The following is a 22,370-nucleotide window of genomic DNA, read 5'->3' as shown; positions in this document are numbered from 1 at the left end:
TGATGCGGACAATCGTCGAAGCCCTCCACGAACTCGCGGGCGACAGCCGCACCGTCCTGATCGACGGCGCGCACCGTGTCGATGGCGCCACTTTGTACGACGCGGCGTGCGCGCTGGCCGCGGATCTCGCGGTCCGCTTGCCGCGCGGCAGTGTGGTGTCGTTCATGTTGCCGAACTGGTGGGAGGCCGCCGTCGTCTACCTCGGTGCGCTGCGTGCCGGGATGGTGGTGAACCCGATCCTGCCGTCGTTGCGTGACCGCGAGCTGGCCTTCATCCTCGCTGATGCGGGCAGCCGGATGATCTTCATCCCCGGAGAGTTTCGCGGATACGACTACGCCGCCATGCTGGCCCGGGCGACGACGGATATGGCTGTGCCACCGGAGATCGTCGTGGTGCGCGACGGCGCACTGCCGAAAGCCGCAGCGCCACGGGAGCTCCCGGCCGTCGCTCCCGACGCCCCCGCTCTGCTGCTCTACACCTCGGGCACCAGTGGGCGAACCAAAGGCGTACTGCACAGCCATAACTCGATCGGCGCCCTGATCGGGCAACTCCGCGACCACTGGCTGATCGAGCCGGGCGACACGTTTCTCGTCCCCTCGCCGGTCGCCCACGTCGGTGGCTCCATCTACGCGTTCGAGTGCCCGCTGCTGCTCGGCACCACCGCCGTGCTCATGGAGCGCTGGGATGCCGACGCGGCAGTGGCGCTCATGGTTGCGGAACGCTGCACCCACATCGCCGGCGCGACGCCGTTCCTGGAGCGGATCCTGGACGCGGCCGAGCGGGCCGGTACCCGGCTACCCGATCTGAAGGTCTTCATCTGTGGCGGTGCCTCGGTGCCGCCGCCGTTGATCCGCAGGGCCACCGCCTATTTCGACCAGGCCAAGGTCAGCCGTGTCTACGGCTCCACCGAGGTTCCGGTCACCACGGTCGGCGCCCTCGACGATCCGGATGCCGCAGCTGATACCGACGGTCGCGCCGGGATTGCCGACATCTGCTTGGTTGACGGCGAGATCCGGGTGCGCGGTCCCCAGATGCTTGTCGGCTACCACCACACTCATGACGAATCCCGCGACGCCGAGGGTTATTTCCGGACAGGCGACCTCGGCCGGTGGGACGGTGACTGTCTGGTGGTGACGGGTCGGGCGAAAGACATCATCGTGCGCAACGGGGAGAACATCGCACCCAAGGAAGTCGAGGACGTCCTCCTCGACCACCCGGGAGTCGCCGAGATCGCCATCGTCGGATTACCCGACGAGCGGACGGGGGAGCGCGCGTGCGCCGTCATCGTCCCGGCCGGCGGGCAACCACCCGGGGTCGCCGAACTACGAAGGTTCCTCGCCGACAAGGGCATCGCCCGATTCAAGATTCCCGAGCAGGTCGAGACGTGGGATGCGCTCCCAAGGAATGACGCGGGCAAGGTCCTCAAGCACCAGATCAGAGCGAGGCTGACATGCAGGTAGCGATAGTCACGGGAGCCAGCAGCGGAATCGGGTTCGGTTGTGCGGCAACGCTGGCTGCTGCCGGCATGGCCGTCCTCGGGACGGGTCGGGACGAGGCACGACTGGCAGAACTCGAGCGAGCGGACCCCGACCGTATCGCCACCCTCGCCGTCGACCTCACCGCGGGCGACGCGCCGGCCCGCATCGTCGAGGCCGCTCTCGGCCGGTGGGGCCGGATCGACTTCCTGGTCAACAACGCCGGCGTCGGCAGCCCGAAACCGCTGCACGAAACCGACGACGAGGCACTGGATTACGCCCTGGGTCTGATGCTGCGCGCGCCGTTCCGGCTGGCTCGCGAGGTCATTCCGCACTTGACTCCGGGATCGGCGATCATCAACGTCACGTCGACGTTCGCAGTCGTCGGTGGCTTGCGCGGCGGTGCGTACTCGGCGGCCAAAGGCGGGTTGACGGCGTTGACGACGCATATCGCGTGCCAGTACGGGGCGCTCGGAATCCGCTGCAACGCAGTGGCGCCCGGAGTCACGGTGACGCCAATGGTCGCGCACCGGTTGGACGACGAGCGGTTCCGCAAGATCAATGTCGAGATGACGCCGCATCAACGGCTGGGCCGTGTCGAGGACATCGCCGGCACCGTGGCGTTCCTGTGCTCGGAGGCAGGCAGCTTCATCAACGGCCAGACCATCGTCGTCGACGGCGGTTGGAGTTCAACCAAGTATCTGTCGGACCACGCACTGGACTCGGAGTGGGTCCCGCGGTGAACATGTTCTCCGTCCTGGACACCGCCGCCACCCGATTCGGCGACCGCGGCGCTGTGTACCGGGGTAGGACCCAACTGCACACGTGGAAAGCGCTGCGGGAGCGCGCATCACGCCTGGCGGCCGGGCTCGGCCCGCCGGGTTCTCGGATCGCAATCGCCAGTGAGAACCGGCCCGAGATCGTCGAGCTGTTGTTCGCGATCTGGGCCGCCGAATGCGTGGCGGTCCCGATCAACTACAAGCTGCATGCGCGCGAGATGGCGCAGATCCTCGATGACAGCGGCGCGTCGCTGATCTTTGCGTCACCCACCATCGCGGCCCGGCTCGAGCGACCGGCTGAAGTCATTGGTGCCGAGGGGTATTCGCAGCGTCTCGTCGCACCGCCCATCGACCCGCCGGACACCGACCCCGCTGCGCTGGCCTGGCTGTTCTACACCAGCGGCACCACCGGCCGCTCCAAAGGCGCGATGCTGTCCCACCGCAACCTGATGGCGATGACACTCGCCCACCTGGCTGATCTCGACGATCCCGACGAGAACTGCAGCCTCCTGCACGGCGCGCCCATGTCGCATGGCTCCGGGCTCTACATCCCACCGTATGTACTGCGCGGCGCACGCCAGGTCGTACCGGAGTCGAGCGCGTTCGAGCCCGGTGAATTCCTCGACCTCTGCGAGCACCACCCGGGGAGCAGTGCGTTCCTGGCCCCGACCATGGTGGCGCGCCTGGTCGGCACCGGTCGCGCCCGGCCACGCAATCTGCGTGCGCTCATCTACGGCGGCGGGCCGATGTACCTCGACGGGCTGAAGAAGGCGATGGCCGCGTTCGGTCCGGTGTTCGCACAGCTGTACGGCCAAGGCGAGGCGCCGATGACCATCACCGGTCTGCGCCGCGCCGACCACGAATCAGGTGACGACGCGGTCCTCGGCTCCGTCGGCTACGCCCGCTCCGGTGTCGAGGTGGCGGTGCTGCGGCAGGACGGCACGCGGGCCGACGCCGGCGAGATCGGCGAAATCGTCTGCCGCGGAGACGTTGTCATGGCCGGCTATTGGAACAACCCCACCGCCACCGCCGACGCGGTGCGGGGCGGCTGGCTGTACACGGGGGACATGGGTTCGTTCGATGACCGCGGTTATCTGACGCTGCGCGACCGCTCGAAGGACGTGGTGATCAGTGGCGGGAGCAACATCTATCCGCGCGAGGTCGAGGAAGTGCTGCTGACACATCCCGATGTCGCGGAAGCCGCCGTCGTGGGTGCCCCGGATCCCGAGTGGGGCGAGGTCGTCGTCGCGTTCATCGTCGGCACCGCACCGGCCGACGCGTTGGACGCCCATCTCTTGGAGCGCATCGCGCGCTTCAAACGGCCCAAGCGGTACATCCACATCGACGAGATGCCGAAGAACAGCTATGGCAAGGTCCTCAAACGCGAATTACGTTCGCGGCTGGCCGAATTCGCTCAGTAACTCGACCACTTGGGGCTGTACGGCACCCAGGTCCGGGTCTCCGGCGGCTGCATCCAGTTGCACACGATGAGGTGGTTGTCGGGCGTCTGCGAGAACTCGAACGGCTGTACGCCGTCGTCGCCGCCGCATGGAGAGCCGAGGGGGTGTACTCCCTCGGGCGGTTGTCCCATGCGGGCCCACACGTTGCCGTCGCACCGGATGGTACCGATGACCGTGCCGACATCGGTGTCGTCCCACGCCAACTTGTTGAGATCGTTGCAGGAGTTGCCCCACCGCGGAACGCCATTGGCGGCGGCTGTGGTCTGATCGCAGCCCATCGGGACCATATAACCCGTGATGATGCAGCTGGTGGGGGCCGGTGGCGGCGCAGCGGCAGCCGAGGACGCGAAACCCAGTGCCGCGGCACCGGCCGTCGTTGCGGCAAGCAGCAGACGAATCACGAATGCTCCCTTCAGGCTGAGCGTCCTGCGTCAAGACTCTGCACCGGTTTGGTGCGGTTGTCGACAGCCGCCCAGTGCTCGTCGGAAACCCAATGTCGGGCGAAGGCGTCCACGGCGTCTGCAGGCGGCAGCCCCCGGACGACGCGCTTGATGTCGCGCACAGGGGCGGCCGTCAGCGCCTGGGCCACCTGCCGCCAGCTCTCCTCGAAGCGTGACCGTTCGAAGACCTTGTCCACCAATCCGATTCGCTCGGCCTCGCCCGCAGTGAGGACCTCGCCGGTGCCCGCGAGCAGCAACGCCCTGCCGGTGCCCACCAGGGCGGCCAGGCGTTCGGCGCCGCCCCATGCCGGCATGATCTGCAGTGTCACCTGGTTGAAGCCGATCTTGATGTCTTCGGCCGCGAGTCTGATGTCTGCGGCCGTCGCGAACTCTGCGCCCCCACCGAGCGCGTGCCCGTTGAGGGCCGCGATCACCGGGCCGGGAAAATTCACCAGCCGGTCACAGATGGCGCGCATCCGCCACGCCATCTCGGCGGCGCCGTCGTGCGTCGTGATGGCGGCCAGCTCCTTGAGGTCACCGCCGGAGACGAACGCACGCTCACCGGCACCTTTGATGACCAGCACCCGGGCCTCGGCCACGGCGTCGAGTGCACCATTCAGCTGGTCCATGGTGTCCAGCGAAATAGCGTTGCGGGCATGCGGCCGGTCGATGGTCAGCACGGCCAACCCACCGTCGAACTCGACGTTCACGGCACTGTCGCTTCGCTCGCCCTGCATGCGCTACCTAACTGATAGTGGCATTCTCCATTTGAGAGAATAGCATCACCAATCAGTCGGCCTCGGCGTGATGGCGCTCTCAGTCGTCTCGGACCGCGATGCCGCGGAGCATGGTGTCGCGCGCGGTGAGCAGTGCGGCACGGTTGCCCTCGGTGGCGATGATGTTCTGCGGCACCCACAGCAGATCCATGACACAGCGGGCCAGCATTTCACGGTTGGGGCTGTCGATACGAATGTCGCCGGACCGCAGCCCGTCCGACACCAGGGCTTTCAACTGCCGCATGCGGGCGGTGAATGCCAGGCCGATGGCGGGGGTATCGGGTGGTGACTGCCGCATCCAGGCCAGCTGGATCTTCCACTCGTCCGGGAACCGGTCCAGTGCGTTGATGTTGACCCAACTCAGCGCGTCGAGCTTCTGCACCGGCGTCGCGTCGGTGCCCAGGACACGGTCGAACCCGTCGCCGACCTTCGTCCCGAAGGACGCCATGATGGAGGCCAGGAGTTCTTCTTTGGACCCGATGAGGCGGTACACGGTCCCGATCCCCATGCCGGCCGCCGCCGCGATGTCCCGGATGGTGGTGACTTCGTAACCGCGACGGCCGAATTCGGCGCGGGCCACGGTGCGCACATGGACGGCCCGGTCACTGCCCTCGGAAACCACGTCGTCCGACCAGGTTTCGATGGCTGCCTCAGCGACGGCGAGGGCGGGGGAGTCGTCGAGTTCGGCGTCGGTGGGCAGCCGGCCGGCCAGACCGCCGAGCATGATGCGGCACATGACGGTCGCGACCTGATCGGGTGACGCGTTGTTGCGGATCACGTCGAGGCCGACGTGCATCATCGACTGGCAGATACGGTCGGCCAGCGTAGGGAGGTCGGAGGTCTCGGGCCGCAGGTAGCCGGCCCACTTGCCGGCGCGCAGCGTGTTGAGCATGGCCTGTCGGACGGCGGTGTGCGGCTGGCTGAGCAGCTTGACGAGTTCGCGGTTGTCGCTGGGGGATTCGTAGAACGACATCTGCAGCGCGGCGCCGTGCTGGACGGCGCAGCGGGCGATGGCGGACCCGAGGGCGACGATCTTCTCCGGAAACGGTGCGGTGTCGGGTCCGTCGAGGCGGTCCTGCGCGGTGGTTCCGATGCGATCGAGATCGGTGTGGAAGCGCCGGATCAGCTCGACGAGGATGGCCTCCTTGGACTCGAAATGGTGATACAGGCTGCCTGGCAGAATGCCTGCGGCAGTGGAGATTTCCTGCAGGGAGGTACGTAGGCCGGTCGACGCGATGAGCGACGCTGCGGTCTGGAGGATTTCGGTTCGACGGGTGCCGTCGTCGTATGCGTGAGTCATGTCCTCCCTCCGTGCCTGCGCGATCAGCTGCCGCGCTCCACACAATCTAGCGTGGAACAGAAGTTCGGGCGGGTGCTCCCGACGACGTCATTGACTGCGGTCAAAATCGGACTCTATGGTGGAACAGATATTTGGTCAAGGCATGGGCGAGGCATGACAGATTCGGTGGACAGCGGCGCCACGGAAGACGGCGTACGGCGATTCGGCCTCTTGGCGTCGGCGATGGCGGGCCGCCCCGTGGAAGTGGTGGCGACCGTTCCGGGGCAGCCCACCTGGACCGACGGCGACACGATGTATCTCGATCCGTCCGCGCCCACGGTCGATCAGCTGTGTGCCCTGGCGGTGCAGTCGTCGCTGTTGGCGGCCGGCAGCCTGGAACCCGACCTCCTGCGCCGCATCGGTCGCCGCAGTGCCGTCGCCACCCGGTATCTGGCCATCGAGGGCCACCGCGCGCTCGCGCAGATGGACGTTTTACTGCCGCCCGCGGTGCGCGTAGTCATCGACACCGCCGTCGCCGCGCGCAGCGAATCGCCCGAGGCGTCGCTGGCCCTGGCCCTGAGCCGTGAACCGATCGCCGAGCCGCCCGCGGTCTTCGGCACCATCAAGGCGCGAAATATTCTGGCGGCCAGCAAGAATGCTGTAGACGGCCACCATGCCCCGCGGGCCGGGAGGCAACCCGAACTCGTCGAACTGCCCGGCGATGCCGACAGCGAGGGTGACGACGACGCGGAGAATGCGGGAGACATCTTCACCAGCCCCGTTGGCGGTGGCGGCGGACTGGGCACGTTGCTGGCCAAGATGCTGTCGGTGGCACGCAAGCTCACCGGCAGCGGCACGCCCGGCGCCGATACGCCGACCCATCGGTCCCGTTCCGGGCCGGTCGGTGGCGGCCATGCCGTGGTGTCGATGGCCACTGCCCCAGAAGAGGGGAGTGCCGGGGAAGCAGGCGGATTCAGATATCCGGAGTGGGACGTCCATCGCCGCAGCTACCGAACAGGCTGGTGCACCGTCCAGGAGGTGGAGCCCGAGCCCGACCGATCCGGGGTGCCTCCGGTACCGGACGCTCATGGCCTGCGCAGACCGTTGGCGCGGCTCGGCGTCGGACTCGATCGCTGTCGCCGACAGGCGCAGGGCGACGACATCGACATCGACGCGGCGGTCGAGGCGCAGGCGGAGTTCCGGGCCGGCTCGGTTCCTGACGAGGCGGTCTACATCGACAGCCTCCGGCGCCGCCGAGACCTGTCGGTACTGCTGCTGCTCGACACCTCCGGCTCGGCCGGGCAACCCAGCTCCGCGGGGCGGACGGTGCATGACCACCAACGGGCGGCGGCCGCCGCGCTGATGGTCGCGTTGCACGACCTGGGTGACCGCGTGGCCCTGTATGCCTTTCAGTCGCAAGGGCGTTCGGCGGTCCGGATGATGCCCGTCAAGCGTTTCGGCGACGACGTGAACGCGGCCGTGCTGCGCCGCCTGCATGGCCTCCGCCCCGGCGCCTACTCGCGCTTCGGCGCGGCCATCCGGCACGGGACCGCGGTGCTCAAGCGTGACGGCGGCACCGCACGGCGACTCCTGGTCGTGCTGTCCGACGGGCTGGCTTACGACCACGGCTATGAGCGGGCCTACGGCGCGGCCGACGCCCGCCGCGCACTTGCCGAAGCACGGCGACAGGGGATCGGCTGCCTGTGCCTGACCGTCGGTGCCGGCACCGACATCGACGATCTACGCAGGGTTTTTGGCAGCGCCGCCCATGCGACGCTGCCGCGGCTCGATCAGCTCAGTGCCACGATCGGCCCGCTGTTCCGGTCGGCACTGCAATCCGCTGATGTGCGTCGACGGATGCCGAAAGTTCCCAACCCGAAAGGAATGCCTGCATGACGGCAGGAGCCCGGCCCTATTACGTCGCGGTCGGCAACGAGGAGAACGTGTTCAAAGCGGCTTTCCGGCAGGGCCTTTCGATCGTGCTGAAAGGACCCACCGGCTGCGGCAAGACCCGATTCGTCGAGGCGATGGCCTACGACCTGGGCCGCCCGCTCATCACGGTGTCGTGCCACGACGACCTGACCACCGCCGACCTGGTCGGGCGATTCCTACTTCGGGGCGGGGAGACCGAATGGGTCGACGGTCCACTGACGCGGGCCGTGCGTGAAGGGGCGATCTGCTACCTCGACGAGGTGGTCGAAGCGCGGCAGGACACCACTGTCGTGCTGCATCCGCTGGCCGATCACCGTCGGCAGCTGCCCCTCGAACGGCTCGGTGTCACGCTCGATGCCGCACCGGGTTTCGGCCTGGTGGTGTCGTACAACCCGGGCTATCAGAGCGTCCTGAAAGACCTGAAGGACTCGACGCGGCAACGCATGGTTGCCATCGAATTCGCCTTTCCCGCAACCGAAGTCGAGGAGAAGATTGTCGCCCATGAGGCCGCGGTCGGCAGTGACGCCGCGGCCCGTCTGGTCGCCTTCGCGCACGCGATCCGCCGGCTGGAGACCGCAGGACTGCGCGAGGTCGCCTCAACCCGGGTGCTGATCGCCGCGGGACGATTGATGGCAGAGGGATTGACCGCGCAGGAGGCCGCGCGTGCGGCGATCGCCGGCCCGTTGACCGACGACCCCGTTGTGGCCCGGGGTCTCGACGAGATGAGCGACGTTTACCTGCGCGATTGACCCGGTTTCGGGATCTGGTGATTGACGCTGAGCGAGTGCTCAGCTACGTTCAGAACAAATATTAGGTTTCATATCTCCCCGGCCGGTTCCAACGGAGGTGGCATGTCCTACGAGAGCACTGCGCAGCCCATCAAACTGGGTTACCTGATGGATTTCCGGCTGCCGGACGCGTATCCGAAGGAGATGAAGGACGACCTGTCACAGTCCTTCGAGCTGGTGTTCAAGACGGCGCTGGCCGAAGGTGTCATCGACCGCCCGGTCCAGATCATCTACAGGGAAGTCGAAGGTCTGCCGAAAGGGACCGTCAAGGCCGTCATCGACGCCTTCGGCGAACTGGTCGACGAAGGGTGTCTCGTGGTCTTCGGACCGCACATCAGTGACAACGCGGTACCCACCCGCGAGGCCATCGAAGAGCGGTTCCGGATTCCCGCGATAAGCGTCAGCGGCAGCGACGACTGGCTGGGTGAGTGGACGTTCTCATTTCCCCAGGGCTCGCTGACCGACGAGCCGATCTTCTGGGCCGACCAGCTGACCAAGGCCGGATACCGGGAAGTGGGTGTGCTCATCGAGCACTCGCTGGTCGGGGACACCTACCTCGAGCACTTCCGGGATGCCTGTCGGCGCAAAGGTATTCGCATCATCGCCGAGGCGAAGATCGCCCAGACGGCGCAGAACGTCCACGAGGTCGTCAAGACCATGCATGACGCCAAGCCGGATGCATTGGTGCACTGTGGTTTCGGGTTCGGCATCGTGTTCCTCAACGCGGCACTGCAGGCCCTGGACTGGGACCCGCCACGGTTCACCAGCACCGCTTTCCAGAATGCGTGGATAAACCCGGTGATGTGGCAGGCATTCATGGGATGGACGGGCGTCGACCAGTACGACGAGGCCAATCCCGTCGGGCAGCGCTTCCTCGACGACTACCAGAAGGCCTACGGCCGTAGGCCGGAGTACTGCGTCCCCGTCGTCAACCGCGACGTCGCGAGCGCCCTGCTTCGCGCCTTCACCGACGCGCACCCGCTGAGCCCCCGTGGCGTCAAAGAGGCGCTGGAGCGCGTGAAGATGATGCCGGCCGCTGCCGGCGCGCCGGGCACCCGCGTGTCGTTCGGCAAGTGGACCCGTCGGGCCTGGATGGGCGCCGGCTATCTCGTGGCGCGGCAACTCGATGCCGACGGCATCAATTCCCACCTGGTCGACCGTTTCGGCGAGGAGTGACGCATGACCGCACTGGACACCAAACTCGCTCCGCGGCAGAGCCGTTCACCATGGCCCTGGGTATGGTCGGCCGTCATCGTCGTGCTCAGTGCCGTCGTCGCCCACTACGCGCGCCGCGGAGCGGTGTCACCGCGGATCACCAACCCCGACGTGCAGGGAGCGCCGCGGCCCGTCGACTTCCTGTTCGGGTTCGACCACTGGATCACGGTGTGGGAGGCCTTCACCATCTTCTCGGTGCCCGCCCTGGTCGCCGTCTGCGTGTGGGGATGGCGGCGCAATCCGGGCAGTCCGATCGTGCTGATGGCTTTCATCACCACCGCCATCGTGTGGCAGGACCCCTACATGAACTGGTCGCCGTACGCCGTTTACAACCCGGCGCTGTGGCACTGGCCCGAGGACTGGCCGTGGGTGTCGCTGTCGCCGACGGTCGAGCCCTTCATCGTCCTCGGCTACGTCATGTTCCAGTTCGGGCCGTACTTTCCGGCAGTCTGGATCCTGCGAAAGATTCAGGCCCGCAAGCCCGTCGACTCGTTCGTGTGGCGCCACCCACTGGTCACGCTGGCCGGGTTCATCTTCGTCATCGGCTTCCTGTTCGACATGATGCTCGAACTCACCCTGGTCCGTACCGGGCTGTACATCTACTCGCAGGTGATCCCGTTCGGGTCCATCTTCACCGGCACGACGTTCCAGTTCCCGCTGCTGTGGGAGTCGACGATGGTCACCTTCGTCATGATCCCCGCGGGCATCCTGGTCTACCGCGACGACACCGGCCGCACGGTGGCCGAGAAACTTTCGCAACGGGTGCGGCTGTTCGCCGGCCGGCCGGTGCTCGGCATGTTCACGGTCATGTTCGTCATCGTGAACGCCGCTTACTTCTGCTACGGCGCCGGATTCACAGCCATCCGTATGTCCGGATTGGCGACATCGGTGGCGTGCCCGTGGCCATATCCGGAAGCCAAAGTCTATGACCCTCAAGGATATTACGAAGAGAACGGCCAGCAGGGACCGTATTCGGTCGGCATCATGTCGACCTGGATGACAGGACAACCGGACGGCCGCCCCGCGGTGGAGCTGGCGTCCACGAGCAACCGGTGCGCAGAGCAAGGACATCATGGCTGAGCCCCGCACCGTCGTCATCACCGGCGCATCCCGGGGGCTGGGCTTCGCGTCGGCAGTGCGGTTGTACCGGGACGGCTGGCGGGTGGTCGCCGCGATGCGGACCCCGGATACCGGAATGCCACGACTCCGCGAGACCGTCGGTGCCCGCGACAACGACCCGTGTCTGATCGGCGTGCCACTCGATTTGCAGGACCGGGCGTCGATCGCCGCGGCGGCCAAACTCATCGAGGAGGCGATCGGGGCCCCGTATGCGGTCGTGCACAATGCCGGAATCGCCGCGGCCGGCATGGTCGAGGAGACGCCCATCGAGTTGTGGGACCAGATGCTGGCCACCCATGTGACCGGTCCGGTGCTGCTCACCAAGGCGCTGTTGCCGTCCATGCGGGCGGTGGGCCATGGCCGCATCGTGGTGATCTCGAGCCAGGGTGGGGTCCGCGGAATGCCTGCCATCGCAGCGTATTCCGCGGCGAAGGGAGCCCTCGAACGCTGGGCGGAGTCGCTGGCCGGTGAGGTGGCCCCGTTCGGGCTGGGCGTCACCGTCCTGGTCACCGGCACATTCGACACCGATATCATCACCGACGCCGGGACCACCGATCACCGCGACTTCGACGGTCCCTATGCCCCGCATCACCGCAACATCGACAAACGCGGGCGGGCCGCGATGCGGCTGGCACAGCCTCCCGAACGGTTCGCCCGCGGGCTCGCCGCGGCGCTGGGGGAAACGGCGCCCTTCGCGAAACACCCCGTGGGGCTCGACGCACGAATGTTGCTGATCTCCAACAAGATACTGCCTGGCTTTGTCATGCATCGAATCATCCGAGTGGCGATGGGAATACCGAAACATGTTTGAGTCGCGCATGCTGATCGGCGGCAAGCTCGTCGACGGCGAAGCGGGCACGTTCGCCAACATCAACCCTGCCACCGAGGAGATCATCGGTGAGGTCTCCGACGGGTCGAGGGCCGACATGCTCCGGGCCATCGACGCCGCCCGGCGGGCATTCGACGACACCGACTGGTCAACCAACCTCGAGTTGCGCAAGCGCTGCCTGCAGCAGCTCAACGACGCGCTGGAAAGCGAAAAAGAAGCGCTGCGTGAGGAACTCATCCTCGAGGCCGGTGCCCCGCGTGCCATCACCTACGGCCCGCAGTTGGATGCCCCGCTCTCCGACGCGCTGAAATACCCGATTCAGCTGATGGACGAGTACGCCTGGGAGACCGACCTGGGTGACGCGTTCGTCGCCCTCACCGGACAGCTGACGACCCGCAAGGTGTGGCGCGAACCCGTGGGTGTCGTCGGCGCCATCACCCCGTGGAACTTCCCGTTCGAGGTCAGCATCCACAAGTTGGCCCAGGCACTCGCCACCGGCAACACCGTCGTCCTCAAGCCCGCACCCGACACCCCGTTCCACGCCACCCGGCTGGGTCGGCTGATCGGCGAGTCGACCGACATCCCGCCCGGTGTCGTCAACGTCGTCACGGCCTCCGATCACCTCGTCGGTGAAGAACTCACGCTGTCGCCGAAAGTCGACATGATCTCGTTCACCGGCTCGACGCCGGTCGGCAGGCGGATCATGGAGAAGGGCGCGGCCACCATGAAGCGGCTGTTCCTCGAACTCGGCGGGAAGTCCGCCACCATCGTCCTGGAGGACGCCGACTTCGGGCTCGCCTGTGCCATCGGTATCGCACCGTGCATGCACGCCGGGCAGGGCTGCGCCAACCCGACGCGAATGCTGCTGCCGCGCAGTCGCTACGACGAGGGTGTGGCGATCCTCAAGTCGATCTACGAGAACGTCGCGCCCGGTGATCCGCAGGATGCCGCCACCCTCTGCGGTCCGGTGATCTCGGCCAAGCAGCGCGATCGGGTGCTCGGCTACATCCAGAAGGGCATCGACGAGGGCGCCACCTGCTTGGTCGGCGGCACCGCACCGCCCGCCGGGTTTGACAGGGGATTCTGGGTCCGGCCAACGCTTTTCGTCGATGTGGACAACTCGATGACCATCGCGCAGGAGGAGATCTTCGGGCCGGTGCTCGCGGTGATCCCGTTCGACGACGAGGACGACGCGGTCCGCATCGCCAACGACAGCGTGTACGGCCTCGCCGGCAACGTGATGTCGGGGTCTGTCGAGCATTCGGTCGCCGTCGCGCGCCGGCTGCGGGCCGGTTTCGTCGGTCTCAACGGAACCTCGGCGTACGGCGCCGAAGCGCCGTTCGGCGGCTACAAGGCCAGTGGCGTCGGCCGGCAGAACGGCGCGGCCGGCTTCGACCAGTACACCGAGATCAAGTCCGTCTCGTACCCGGCTTCATAAGGAGAATCATGGATCTGTTCGACGACCTCGAGGATTTCGGCGCGTTCGACGACGTCGTGTCCGGCGATGTCCGCGACCCGTACACGGAGATGGCCCGGCTGCGCCGCGAGGAGGGCATCCAGCGCATCGACATGTCGGTGATGCCGGGTGAAGAGGGCAAGCCGCTGTTCATCGTGTACCGCCACGAGGACATCGCGACGATGCTGCGTGACAACGAGACCTTCTCGTCGGCCATCGTGATCCAGGCGTTCGGTGAGGTGCTCGGCAAGCGGGTGATGCTCGGCATGGATGAGCCCGAGCACGGGCGGCACCGGGCGCTGGTGTCAAAGGCCTTTTCGCAGAAGGCGCTTGCGCGGTGGGAAGAGAATCTGGTCGGCCGCGTCGGCAACGAACTGATCGACGGTTTCGCCGGCAACGGCCGGGTCGACCTGGTCAATGACTTCACCTTTCCCTATCCGACCCGCATCATCGCCGGCCTGCTGGGGCTGCCAGAGGAGGACTATCCACAGTTTCAGCGGTGGTCGATCTCGCTGTTGTCATTCACCGTCAATCCAGAACGCGGCAAGGCCGCCTCGAAGGCGCTGGAGGAGTACTTCGCGCCGATCCTCGCCGCCCGACGCGTCGACCCGCAGGATGATCTGATCAGCAGTCTTGCCGTGGCCGAGATCGACGGGGAACGGCTCGACGACGACGAAATCTTCTCGTTCCTGCGGCTGCTGCTCCCGGCCGGGGTCGAGACCACCTATCGTTCGCTGGGCAATCTGCTGCTGGGGTTGCTGACCCACCCGCACCAGCTCGACGCCGTCCGCGCCGATCGGTCGCTGATTCCGCAGGCCATCGAGGAAGCGGTGCGCTGGGAGGCTCCGCTGCTGACCATAACCCGGGTCGCCGCACACGACACTGTGCTTGGGGGAGTGGACATTCCGGCAGGCTCGTCGGTGATGCCGATGCTCGGGGCCGCGAACCGGCAGGACGACCGCTACCCCGATCCCGACCGCTTCGACATCTATCGGGCGGCCCGCACTCCCATCTCGTGGGGGCACGGCGCGCACGTGTGCCTGGGCATGCATCTCGCCCGGCTGGAGATGCGCGTGGCGTTGAACCTGCTGTTCGACCGCCTGCCGGGACTCCGCCTGGACCCGGCGGCCGAGGACCCGCACATCCGCGGGCAGGTCTTCCGCTCGCCCACTGCCTTGCCGGTGCTTTTCGGCTGACATCAAGGAGCTGCACATGACCGACATCGAGCCGACCAACTTCTTCGCCGATCCGTCGCTGATCGACGATCCGTACCCGTACTTCGACGAGCTGCGGGCGAAATGCCCGGTTCTGGACCAACCGAATCATGGCGTGCTGGCGGTGTCGGGCCACTCGGAAGCGCTCGCCGTCTACAAGGACGGCGCCTTCTCGTCGTGCGTGTCGGTGGCAGGGCCGTTCTCCGGCTTGCCTTTTCAGCCCGAGGGCGACGACATCAGCGAATTGCTCGAGGCGTACCGCGACCGGATTCCGATGAGCGAGCACATCGTCACGCAGGACGGTGCTCTGCACGCGCGCACGCGCGGACTCTTGAGCCGGCTGCTGACGCCCAAGCGGCTCAAGGAAAACGAAGACTTCATGTGGGAGCTGTCCGACCAACTGCTGGACCGGTTCGTCTCCCGCGGGTCGTGTGAGTTCCTTGCCGACTATGCGCGGCCGTTCTCCGGACTCGTGATCGCCGACCTGCTGGGCATCCCGCGTTCGGACCACGACGAGTTTCGCGCGGTCAACGGGACGCAGGTGGTCGGCGATATCACGGATGACACCGTCACGCGCGCGCACAATCCCTTGGAATGGCTGGACGAGAAGTTCACCGGGTACATCACCGAGCGTCGCCGCGAGCCGCGCGCGGACGTACTGACCGAGATGGCGCAGGCCAAATACCCCGACGGATCGACGCCGGAGATCATCGACGTCGTGCGGCTGGCGACGTTCGTGTTCGCCGCGGGCCAGGAGACCACCACGAAGCTGCTGAGCTTCGGTATGCAGGTCCTCGGCGACAACCCGGATATGGCGAAGCTGCTGCGCGAAAACCGCGATCTGATAACGCTTTTCGTGGAGGAGGCGCTGCGCATGGAGAGCCCGGTCAAGTGCCACTTCCGGATGGCCCGCACGTCGACGACCGTCGGTGAGGTGCCGGTGCCCGCCGGTTCAATGGTCATGCTCCTGCCTGGGGCGAGCAACCGGGATGAGCGAAAGTTCGAGCAGCCGCATGAGTTTCGTCTGGACCGGCCCAACGTGCGCGAACACATCGCCTTCGGCCGGGGGAGCCATTCCTGCCCCGGTGCACCGCTGGCGCGGGCCGAGGGCCGCATCTCGCTCAACCGCATCCTCGACCGGATGACCGACATCCGTATCAGCGAGGAGCACCACGGCCCGGAGGACGCACGCCGCTACACCTACGAGCCGACCTGGCAGATGCGGGGGCTCACCGAGTTGCATCTGGAGTTCAGTCCCGCCGGCTAGCGCGTGTCTCCCGATGTGGAAGCTTCTACGGGGCCGAGATGGTGGCTACGGTGCCAGTCGCGCTGGCTCTCTGCCGCCCGCGCGCGGCATTCAGCGCCGCGCCGGGTGCTGTGCGCGTCGATATCGACGGGCGTACCTGTCCGCCAACTAGCTTGTCGGACTGTCGCTTTCACCATCGGCGTCCTCGCTCTCGGTGGGGTAGAGGGTGGGGTGGTGGTAGTGGTTGGTTCGTGGTTGGCCGACGTCCAGTAGGGGTGGTGGGGTCCAGTGGGCTCGGCCGTTTTTCATGGTGGTGGTCCAGCCGCCGGTGTCGGCCAGGACGTTGTCGCAGCCGCAGGCCAGGGTCAGGTCGGTGATGTCGGTCTGCCCGTCGTCGCGCCAGTTGCACACCGCGTGGTGGGCCTGGCAGCGCGAGGCGGGGGCGGTGCAGCCGGGTCGGGTGCAGCCGCGGTCGCGGGCGAACAGCATGATCCGCTGTCCGGGGGTGGCGGTGCGGCGGGTGCGGCCCAGGTAGAGGGGGATGTTGGTGTGGTGGTCGAACACCGCCAGGTAGCAGTACGAGCGCGACGCCATCCGAATCAAGTCCGCAATGGGCAGTGTGGTGCCGGTGTGGGTGACGGCGACCCCGGCACCCCGCTGCAATTCCTGCAGCGTGGTGGTGGCGACCACCGAGACCGGGAGCCCGTTGTGTTCGCCGAGCATGCCGGAGGTCAGGGCCATGCGGGCGATCCACATCTGCGCGTCATGCTGACGCTGCGCCAGCGTCCTGGTGTCATTCGCGATCTGCTCGGCTGTCGGTGTCCCCGAATAGCAGGGCGTCTCATCAGCCGGATTGCACATGCCCGGCGCGGCGTACTTGTCGTAGATCGCATCCCAATACGCCCGCGATTCGGGGGTGAGCGTGCCGGACACCTCACTGGTCCCATCCCGGCGTTGCTTACCGTGGCTGATGCCGCGTGTGCGGTCGCGTTCGGTGTCGTCGGGTTCGGGGCCGTCCTGGTCGAGTTCGTAGAGCAGTTTGTTCGCCGCGGCCCGCAATTCCTCGGGGGTTTGGTGCCGGGCTCCGGCGGCCAGGGTCTGCTCGCACTGCACCGTTGTGGCGGGGTCGACCCAGTTCGGCAGGTTCGCCATGAAATGGCTGATGACTTCGACGTGCTCGGTGTTGATCGCCCCATCAGCTTGGGCCCGGGCGGCTTCTTCCCACAAGGGTGGCAACACCTCACCGGTCAGTCCAGTGCGGGGGCCCAGATGCTCCATATCCCGAACCCGGCGCCGCGCTTCCTTCGCGCCGATGTGCAGCCGGATCCGCAGCACATCGGCCCAGTTTTTCCCGCCGATCTCTTTCGGGCCGGTCTGGGCGACCAGGGCAGCCAGGATGCGGTGATCCACCGCCTCGGCGGCGCACTTCACTCGTTCGCGCCGAGACTGCAACGCCAGCAACTCCGGCACGCTCAACCCGCTGTAGTCCAGCGACGCGATCCGGGCGGCATCAGCGTCGAGGTCGGCGTACGCCTCCTCGATGACAGCCGGATCAGTGAATCCCATACTCGAACACTAGTTCGAACCACCGACATGTCGCTGTGACGAATGTGGCCCCAGTCACCTACCGTGACCAGGGCAAACAAAGTGACCAAAGTTTTTTCGAGGCACGGCCAACACGCGATATTGGCATTCTCTATTTTGGAGAATACGATCCCCAGTGTCATGACTGGTCTCCGCAGCCCCGTAAACCGCACCGTCCCCGCGGATCTCGCCGCCCGGTACCGAGACAACGGCTGGTGGACCACCGAGACTGTCGGCGACCTGCTGGCCGCCGGCCTGAGGGATGCTCCCGACGCCGACTTCCGGATCCACTCGGCGGTCCGGCCGTGGTCGGGTACCTATTCCGAGGCCGAGCGCGTGGCTCGTCGGCTCGCGGCGGGCTTGCGGGCGCGCGGTGTCGGACCCGGCGATGTGGTGGCTTTCCAGTTGCCGAATTGGATGGAAGCCGCCGCGGTGTTCTGGGCGTCGGCGTTCCTGGGTGCCGTCGTCGTCCCGATCGTGCACTTCTACGGCCGCAAGGAATTGGCGCACATCCTCGGCGATGCCGCCCCGCGGGTCTTCATCACCGCCGACAATGCCGGACGCCCTACCCACCATGCCGATCTGTGCGCCGACGTGCCGATCGTCGGGGTGGTGGGGCGCGATTTCGACGACCTGCTCGCCGACGAACCGATGGCGGGGACCCTGCGGGTCGATCCGTCCGGACCGGCGCTGATCGCCTACACCTCCGGCACGACGAGCAATCCGAAGGGTGTCGTGCACAGTCACCAGACACTGGTCTGCGAGACGCGGCAACTCAACGCGGGATATCCCACCGAACGGGGCAAGGAACTGACTGTCGCGCCGGTCGGTCACTTCATCGGCATGGTCGGGGCGTTCCTGATCCCAGTGCTGGAGGGCCGACCCATCAACCTCTGCGACAGCTGGGACGCCGGCGAGGTGCTGGCATTGATGAAACGCGACGGCCTGGCGGTCGGCGGCGGACCGCCGTACTTCGTGACCAGCCTGCTCGACCATCCCGACTGTACCGACGAGCACCGCTCGTTGCTGAAAACCGTTGGCCTGGGCGGATCTTCGGTTCCGGCGGCGGTGACGCGCCGGTTGTCGGATCTCGGTGTCTTCGTCTACCGGGCCTACGGCAGTACCGAACATCCGTCCATCACGGGCACCCATCCGACAGCACCTGAGGCGAAACGTCTTTTCACGGACGGTGATCCGCGTCCAGGCGTGGAAATTCGGCTGAACGACGACGGCGAAATCTTCAGCCGCGGCCCAGACCTGTGCCTCGGCTATACGGACGACGCGCTGACTGCGAAGGCGTTCGACGACGCTGGATGGTACCGCACCGGCGATATCGGATTCGTCGACGACGACGGCTATCTCACCATCACCGACCGCAAGTCTGACGTCATCATCCGCGGCGGCGAGAACGTCAGTGCCGTCGAGGTCGAAGAGGTGCTGCTCGGCATGAAGAGCGTCGCCGACGCTGTGGTGGTGGCCACTCCCGATGCCCGGCTCGGCGAACGCGTGGCCGCCGTGGTGCGCGTCCGGCCCGGCCACGTCCTGCCCACGCTGGAGCAGGTGCGCGAGCACTTTGCGAATACCGGTGTGGCGCGCCAGAAGTGGCCGGAGGAACTGCACGAAGTCGCGGACTATCCGCGGACCGCGAGCGGCAAGGTGCAGAAATTCCTGGTGCGGCAAGGACTTCGGTCATGACCTGGCGCACGATCCCCGAGATGGTGCTGAGTACCGCCGACAGGTTCGGCGGTGCAGAGGCACTCATCGATGGGCCGCTGCGTTTGTCGTATACCGAACTGGCGGAACGCATCCGGCGGGCCGCCGGAGCGTTCCATGCCCTGGGCGTCACGAAAGGTGACCGGGTTGCCATCTGGGCGCCCAATTCGGCGAACTGGGTGATCGCCGCGTTGGGCCTGGTCACCTCTGGGGGTGTCGTGGTCCCGGTCAACACCCGGTTCAAGATCGAAGAGGCCGCCGACATCATCATCCGTAGCGGTGCCAAGGCGGTGCTGGTCGAGAAAGGTTTCCTGGGTCAAGATTTCGGGGCTCCCGCCGGGGTGCCGGCCATTGACCTCAGATCGGGATTTCTCGACAGCGCCGAACCCTTCGAGTGTCCGGACATCGACGGCGACGACATCGCCGACATCATCTACACGTCGGGCACCACCGGCCGCCCGAAGGGCGTGATGATGAACCACCGGCAGACGCTGCGGCAGTACGCCGAATGGTGCGACCGGGTGGACCTTCGCGAAAACGACCGGTACCTGATCGTCAACCCGTTCTTCCACACCTTCGGCTACAAGGCAGGCATCATCGCGGCGCTGATCCGGGGCGCGACGATGCTGCCGATGGCGGTGTTCGATGCTGACAAGGTCGTGGAACTCGTTGAGCGGGAACGCATCACGATGCTGCCCGGACCGCCGACGCTGTATCATTCGTTGCTCGCCGTGCCGGACAAGTCCAGGCTCGCCACACTGCGGGCCGGAGTCACCGGCGCCGCCGACATCCCGGTGGAGTTGGTGCGTCGCGTCCTGCACGAGCTGCCCTTCCAGACCCTCGCCACCGGGTACGGGCTGACCGAATGCGGCACGGCCACGATGTCGCGGCCGGGTGACTCCTTCGAGGACATCGCCACCACGGTGGGTCGGCCGTCGGACGGGATCGAGGTTCGCATCGCCGATGACGGGGAAGTACTGGTCCGGGGCTACACCGTGATGGCCGGCTATCTCGATGACCCGATCGCCACCCGGGAGGCCGTCGACCCGGACGGTTGGCTGCACACCGGTGACCTCGGAGCGTTCGACGAGGGCGGCCGGCTGCACATCATCGGCCGGAAGAAGGACATGTTCATCGTGGGCGGCTTCAACGCGTATCCGGCGGAGATCGAAGGCTATTTGCTCGAGCATCCGGCGGTCGATCAGGTCGCGGTCATCGGTGTTCCCGACGACCGGCTCGGGCAGGTGGGCATGGCGTTCGTCGTCCCCGCCGGTCCAGTGACCGAACAACAGCTCATCACCTGGAGCCGGGAGCGCATGGCGGGGTACAAGGCGCCGCGGTTCGTCGAGTTCGTCGAAGGGCTGCCGCAGAACGCCACCGGCAAGGTCACCAAGGATGCTCTGTTCGCGCTGGCCGGTCCGATGTTGGAGCGCCGCGCGGGATTCTGATCACTTCCATATGGGCAGATCACGAGAATGATATTCTCGCAGTTAGATGGCAGCTTTTAAGCTTAGTTCCGCGTCCTGCTAGCGATCGCATTACCGTTTCTGATAACGTCGTTCGCATGTTGTGTTTGGGTCAGGAGGGCGCCATGCGGTCACGGTGCGGCGACGATGGAGGTCGGCGTGACACTCCACCGCGAGTCCGGCGGTGACGTGCCCATGGCGAGTGGTAGGCATAACGGAGTCCGTCGAGTCGGCGGCACTGGACTCCGACTCATGACCCCGAAGAGCGCTATGGCCGACGAGCTAGCCCACGCACTGAATGACGATCCGGCGATCCTGGCAGAGGAGGCCGAGGCGGAAGCCGAAGCCGCCGAGGCAGCTGCCGTGGCGGCACGCGCCCGTGCGCGTGCCATCCGGTTGCGTCGGCAGGCGCAGGAGTCGGCCGCCGCGGACGGGGTGCCGGTCGTCGCGGTAGCCGTGGACGAGACTGAAGTGAACGGGACCGCCGTGGGCGAGGCGGCAGTAGCCGAGACCGCGGTGGCTGAGCCGGATGTGGCCGACGCCGAAACCGACGCTGAATCCGACGCTGTGGCCGAGCAGGCGGAGGAGGTGCCGCCGCGGCGGCGTCTTCGCACCCTGCTCGCGGCCGGCTCGGCCGCGCTGCTCATTGTCGCGCTGCTGGGCATCAGCGCCGCCATCATGTGGCACCACCACGGTGTCCAGACCAACCGGCAGCGGGCCGCCGAGTTCACCGCAGCGGCGCGGCTCGGTGTGGTCAACATGACGTCGCTGGACTTCAACAACGCCAAGGAGGGTGTGCAGCGCATCCTCGACAGTTCCACCGGCGAATTCAAAGCCGACTTCAACACGCGGGCAACAGATTTCGTCAAGGTGGTACAAGACTCCAAGGTCGTGACGAAGGGCACCGTCAACCTCACCGCGGTGCAGTCGATGTCCGAGGACTCCGCGGTGGTGCTCGTCGCCGCGACGTCAGAGGTCACCAATTCGGCGGGTGCGAAGAACGACCCGCGCGCGTGGCGGCTGAAGGTGACAGTGAACCGCGATGGCGGCGTGCTCAAGATGGCGAAGGTGGAGTTCGTACCGTGAGCGTCAAGAACGTGAGCATCAAGAAGTGGTGGCTGCCCGTCGTCCTCGCCCTGCTGGTCGTCGCGTCGGGGGCCCTGGCGGGGTCGCTGTACTGGACGCAGTACCGGCCCGACAAGCAGACGGACGCGGCAGCCGAACGCACGGTGATCGACGCGGCGTCGGCCGGCGCGGTGGCGCTGCTGTCCTACTCTCCTGACTCGTTGGACAAGGACTTCTCGGCTGCCAAGTCGCATCTCACCGGCGACTTCCTCACGTATTACAGCCAATTCAGCCAGCAGATCGTGGCACCGGCCGCAAAACAACGCGGCGTGAAGACGACCGCGTCCGTCGTGCAGTCCGCCGTCTCCGAACTGCAACCTGAATCGGCCGTCGTGCTGCTGTTCATCGACCAGGAAACGCGCAGCACCGAACGGCCGCAGCCCACCCTGGCCGCCAGCAGCGTCCGGGTGACCATGGCCAAAAACGGTGGCAACTGGCTGATTTCGAAGTTCGATCCCATCTAGACGGAGTCAT

The 22,370-nt window shown here is 66.6% G+C and carries 18 protein-coding genes and 1 pseudogene; 15 read left to right on the top strand and 4 right to left on the bottom strand.

What is annotated here, in order from left to right; genetic code table 11:
- Positions 1-2: 2 nt before the first annotated feature.
- The 3 genes from QRN63_RS20765 to QRN63_RS20755 are packed head-to-tail and all read left to right on the top strand — an operon-like array spanning position 3 to position 3,675.
- The gene (locus QRN63_RS20765; RefSeq protein WP_285032539.1) at positions 3-1,460 is read left to right on the top strand and encodes an AMP-binding protein; all 1,458 of its coding nucleotides are present in this window, start codon (positions 3-5) and stop codon (positions 1,458-1,460) included.
- The gene (locus tag QRN63_RS20760; protein WP_267316456.1) at positions 1,451-2,218 is read left to right on the top strand and encodes an SDR family NAD(P)-dependent oxidoreductase; all 768 of its coding nucleotides are present in this window, start codon (positions 1,451-1,453) and stop codon (positions 2,216-2,218) included. The genes QRN63_RS20765 and QRN63_RS20760 overlap by 10 nt, the downstream gene beginning before the upstream one ends.
- Positions 2,215-3,675, top strand: a complete 1,461-nt coding sequence (locus tag QRN63_RS20755; protein WP_285032694.1) for an acyl-CoA synthetase — start codon at positions 2,215-2,217, stop codon at positions 3,673-3,675. The genes QRN63_RS20760 and QRN63_RS20755 overlap by 4 nt, the downstream gene beginning before the upstream one ends.
- On the opposite strand, the gene QRN63_RS20750 is transcribed toward QRN63_RS20755, so the two are convergent.
- The 3 genes from QRN63_RS20750 to QRN63_RS20740 all read right to left on the bottom strand — a co-directional run bounded on the left by QRN63_RS20750 (position 3,669) and on the right by QRN63_RS20740 (position 6,230).
- The gene (locus tag QRN63_RS20750; RefSeq protein ID WP_285032538.1) at positions 3,669-4,115 is read right to left on the bottom strand and encodes a hypothetical protein; all 447 of its coding nucleotides are present in this window, start codon (positions 4,113-4,115) and stop codon (positions 3,669-3,671) included. The two genes, QRN63_RS20755 and QRN63_RS20750, sit on opposite strands and share 7 nt — an antisense overlap.
- Before the next feature lie 11 nt (positions 4,116-4,126).
- Entirely contained in the window at positions 4,127-4,891 is a 765-nt protein-coding gene (locus QRN63_RS20745; RefSeq protein ID WP_285032537.1) for an enoyl-CoA hydratase/isomerase family protein, read from the bottom strand.
- A gap of 79 nt (positions 4,892-4,970) precedes the next feature.
- Positions 4,971-6,230, bottom strand: a complete 1,260-nt coding sequence (locus tag QRN63_RS20740) for a TetR/AcrR family transcriptional regulator (protein WP_285032536.1) — start codon at positions 6,228-6,230, stop codon at positions 4,971-4,973.
- Between the two features lie 153 nt (positions 6,231-6,383).
- On the opposite strand from QRN63_RS20740, the gene QRN63_RS20735 reads away from it, so the two are divergent.
- The 8 genes from QRN63_RS20735 (at position 6,384) to QRN63_RS20700 (ending at position 16,029) form a co-directional block, all read left to right on the top strand.
- Positions 6,384-8,105, top strand: a complete 1,722-nt coding sequence (locus QRN63_RS20735; protein WP_285032535.1) for a nitric oxide reductase activation protein NorD — start codon at positions 6,384-6,386, stop codon at positions 8,103-8,105.
- Positions 8,102-8,890, top strand: coding sequence for a CbbQ/NirQ/NorQ/GpvN family protein (locus tag QRN63_RS20730; RefSeq protein ID WP_285032534.1), 789 nt, complete (start codon positions 8,102-8,104; stop codon positions 8,888-8,890). The genes QRN63_RS20735 and QRN63_RS20730 overlap by 4 nt, the downstream gene beginning before the upstream one ends.
- Before the next feature lie 102 nt (positions 8,891-8,992).
- On the top strand, positions 8,993-10,105 hold the full coding sequence (locus tag QRN63_RS20725) for an ABC transporter substrate-binding protein (RefSeq protein WP_285032533.1): 1,113 nt from the start codon (positions 8,993-8,995) through the stop codon (positions 10,103-10,105).
- 3 nt (positions 10,106-10,108) lie between these two features.
- Positions 10,109-11,224 (top strand): spirocyclase AveC family protein, encoded by a 1,116-nt coding sequence (locus tag QRN63_RS20720; protein WP_285032532.1) that lies wholly within the window; start codon positions 10,109-10,111, stop codon positions 11,222-11,224.
- The gene (locus QRN63_RS20715; RefSeq protein WP_285032531.1) at positions 11,217-12,074 is read left to right on the top strand and encodes an SDR family oxidoreductase; all 858 of its coding nucleotides are present in this window, start codon (positions 11,217-11,219) and stop codon (positions 12,072-12,074) included. Before QRN63_RS20720 ends, QRN63_RS20715 begins: the two co-directional genes overlap by 8 nt.
- Complete coding sequence (locus tag QRN63_RS20710) at positions 12,067-13,530, top strand: aldehyde dehydrogenase family protein (protein WP_285032530.1); 1,464 nt, start codon at positions 12,067-12,069, stop codon at positions 13,528-13,530. The genes QRN63_RS20715 and QRN63_RS20710 overlap by 8 nt, the downstream gene beginning before the upstream one ends.
- 5 nt (positions 13,531-13,535) lie before the next feature.
- Entirely contained in the window at positions 13,536-14,744 is a 1,209-nt protein-coding gene (locus QRN63_RS20705) for a cytochrome P450 (protein ID WP_285032693.1), read from the top strand.
- A gap of 16 nt (positions 14,745-14,760) precedes the next feature.
- On the top strand, positions 14,761-16,029 hold the full coding sequence (locus QRN63_RS20700) for a cytochrome P450 (protein WP_285032529.1): 1,269 nt from the start codon (positions 14,761-14,763) through the stop codon (positions 16,027-16,029).
- A 147-nt stretch (positions 16,030-16,176) separates the two neighbouring features.
- Here the strand turns inward: QRN63_RS20700 and QRN63_RS20695 are convergent, their stop codons facing one another.
- Positions 16,177-17,574: an HNH endonuclease signature motif containing protein gene (locus tag QRN63_RS20695; RefSeq protein WP_285032528.1), complete on the bottom strand. Its 1,398-nt coding sequence runs from the start codon at positions 17,572-17,574 to the stop codon at positions 16,177-16,179.
- Between the two features lie 159 nt (positions 17,575-17,733).
- Here QRN63_RS20695 and QRN63_RS20690 point away from each other — a divergent pair, with 159 nt between their 5' ends.
- The 4 genes and pseudogenes from QRN63_RS20690 to QRN63_RS20675 all read left to right on the top strand — a co-directional run.
- Complete coding sequence (locus tag QRN63_RS20690) at positions 17,734-19,287, top strand: AMP-binding protein (RefSeq protein WP_285032527.1); 1,554 nt, start codon at positions 17,734-17,736, stop codon at positions 19,285-19,287.
- Positions 19,284-20,753 carry a FadD3 family acyl-CoA ligase gene (locus QRN63_RS20685; RefSeq protein ID WP_285032526.1) on the top strand — a complete coding sequence of 490 codons (1,470 nt, stop codon included), beginning with the start codon at positions 19,284-19,286 and terminating at the stop codon, positions 20,751-20,753. Before QRN63_RS20690 ends, QRN63_RS20685 begins: the two co-directional genes overlap by 4 nt.
- Before the next feature lie 270 nt (positions 20,754-21,023).
- Positions 21,024-21,857 carry an Rv1363c family protein gene (locus QRN63_RS20680; protein WP_285032525.1) on the top strand — a complete coding sequence of 278 codons (834 nt, stop codon included), beginning with the start codon at positions 21,024-21,026 and terminating at the stop codon, positions 21,855-21,857.
- Positions 21,858-21,892: 35 nt separating this feature from the next.
- Positions 21,893-22,360: pseudogene (locus QRN63_RS20675) on the top strand (Rv1363c family protein); the annotation flags it as partial.
- Positions 22,361-22,370: the final 10 nt, after the last annotated feature.

Source organism: Mycolicibacterium sp. lyk4-40-TYG-92 (genome assembly GCF_030209435.1).
Classification (GTDB): domain Bacteria; phylum Actinomycetota; class Actinomycetes; order Mycobacteriales; family Mycobacteriaceae; genus Mycobacterium.
The sequence above is the reverse complement of the archived record's forward strand: the minus strand, read 5'-3'. Positions and strand labels throughout refer to the sequence as shown.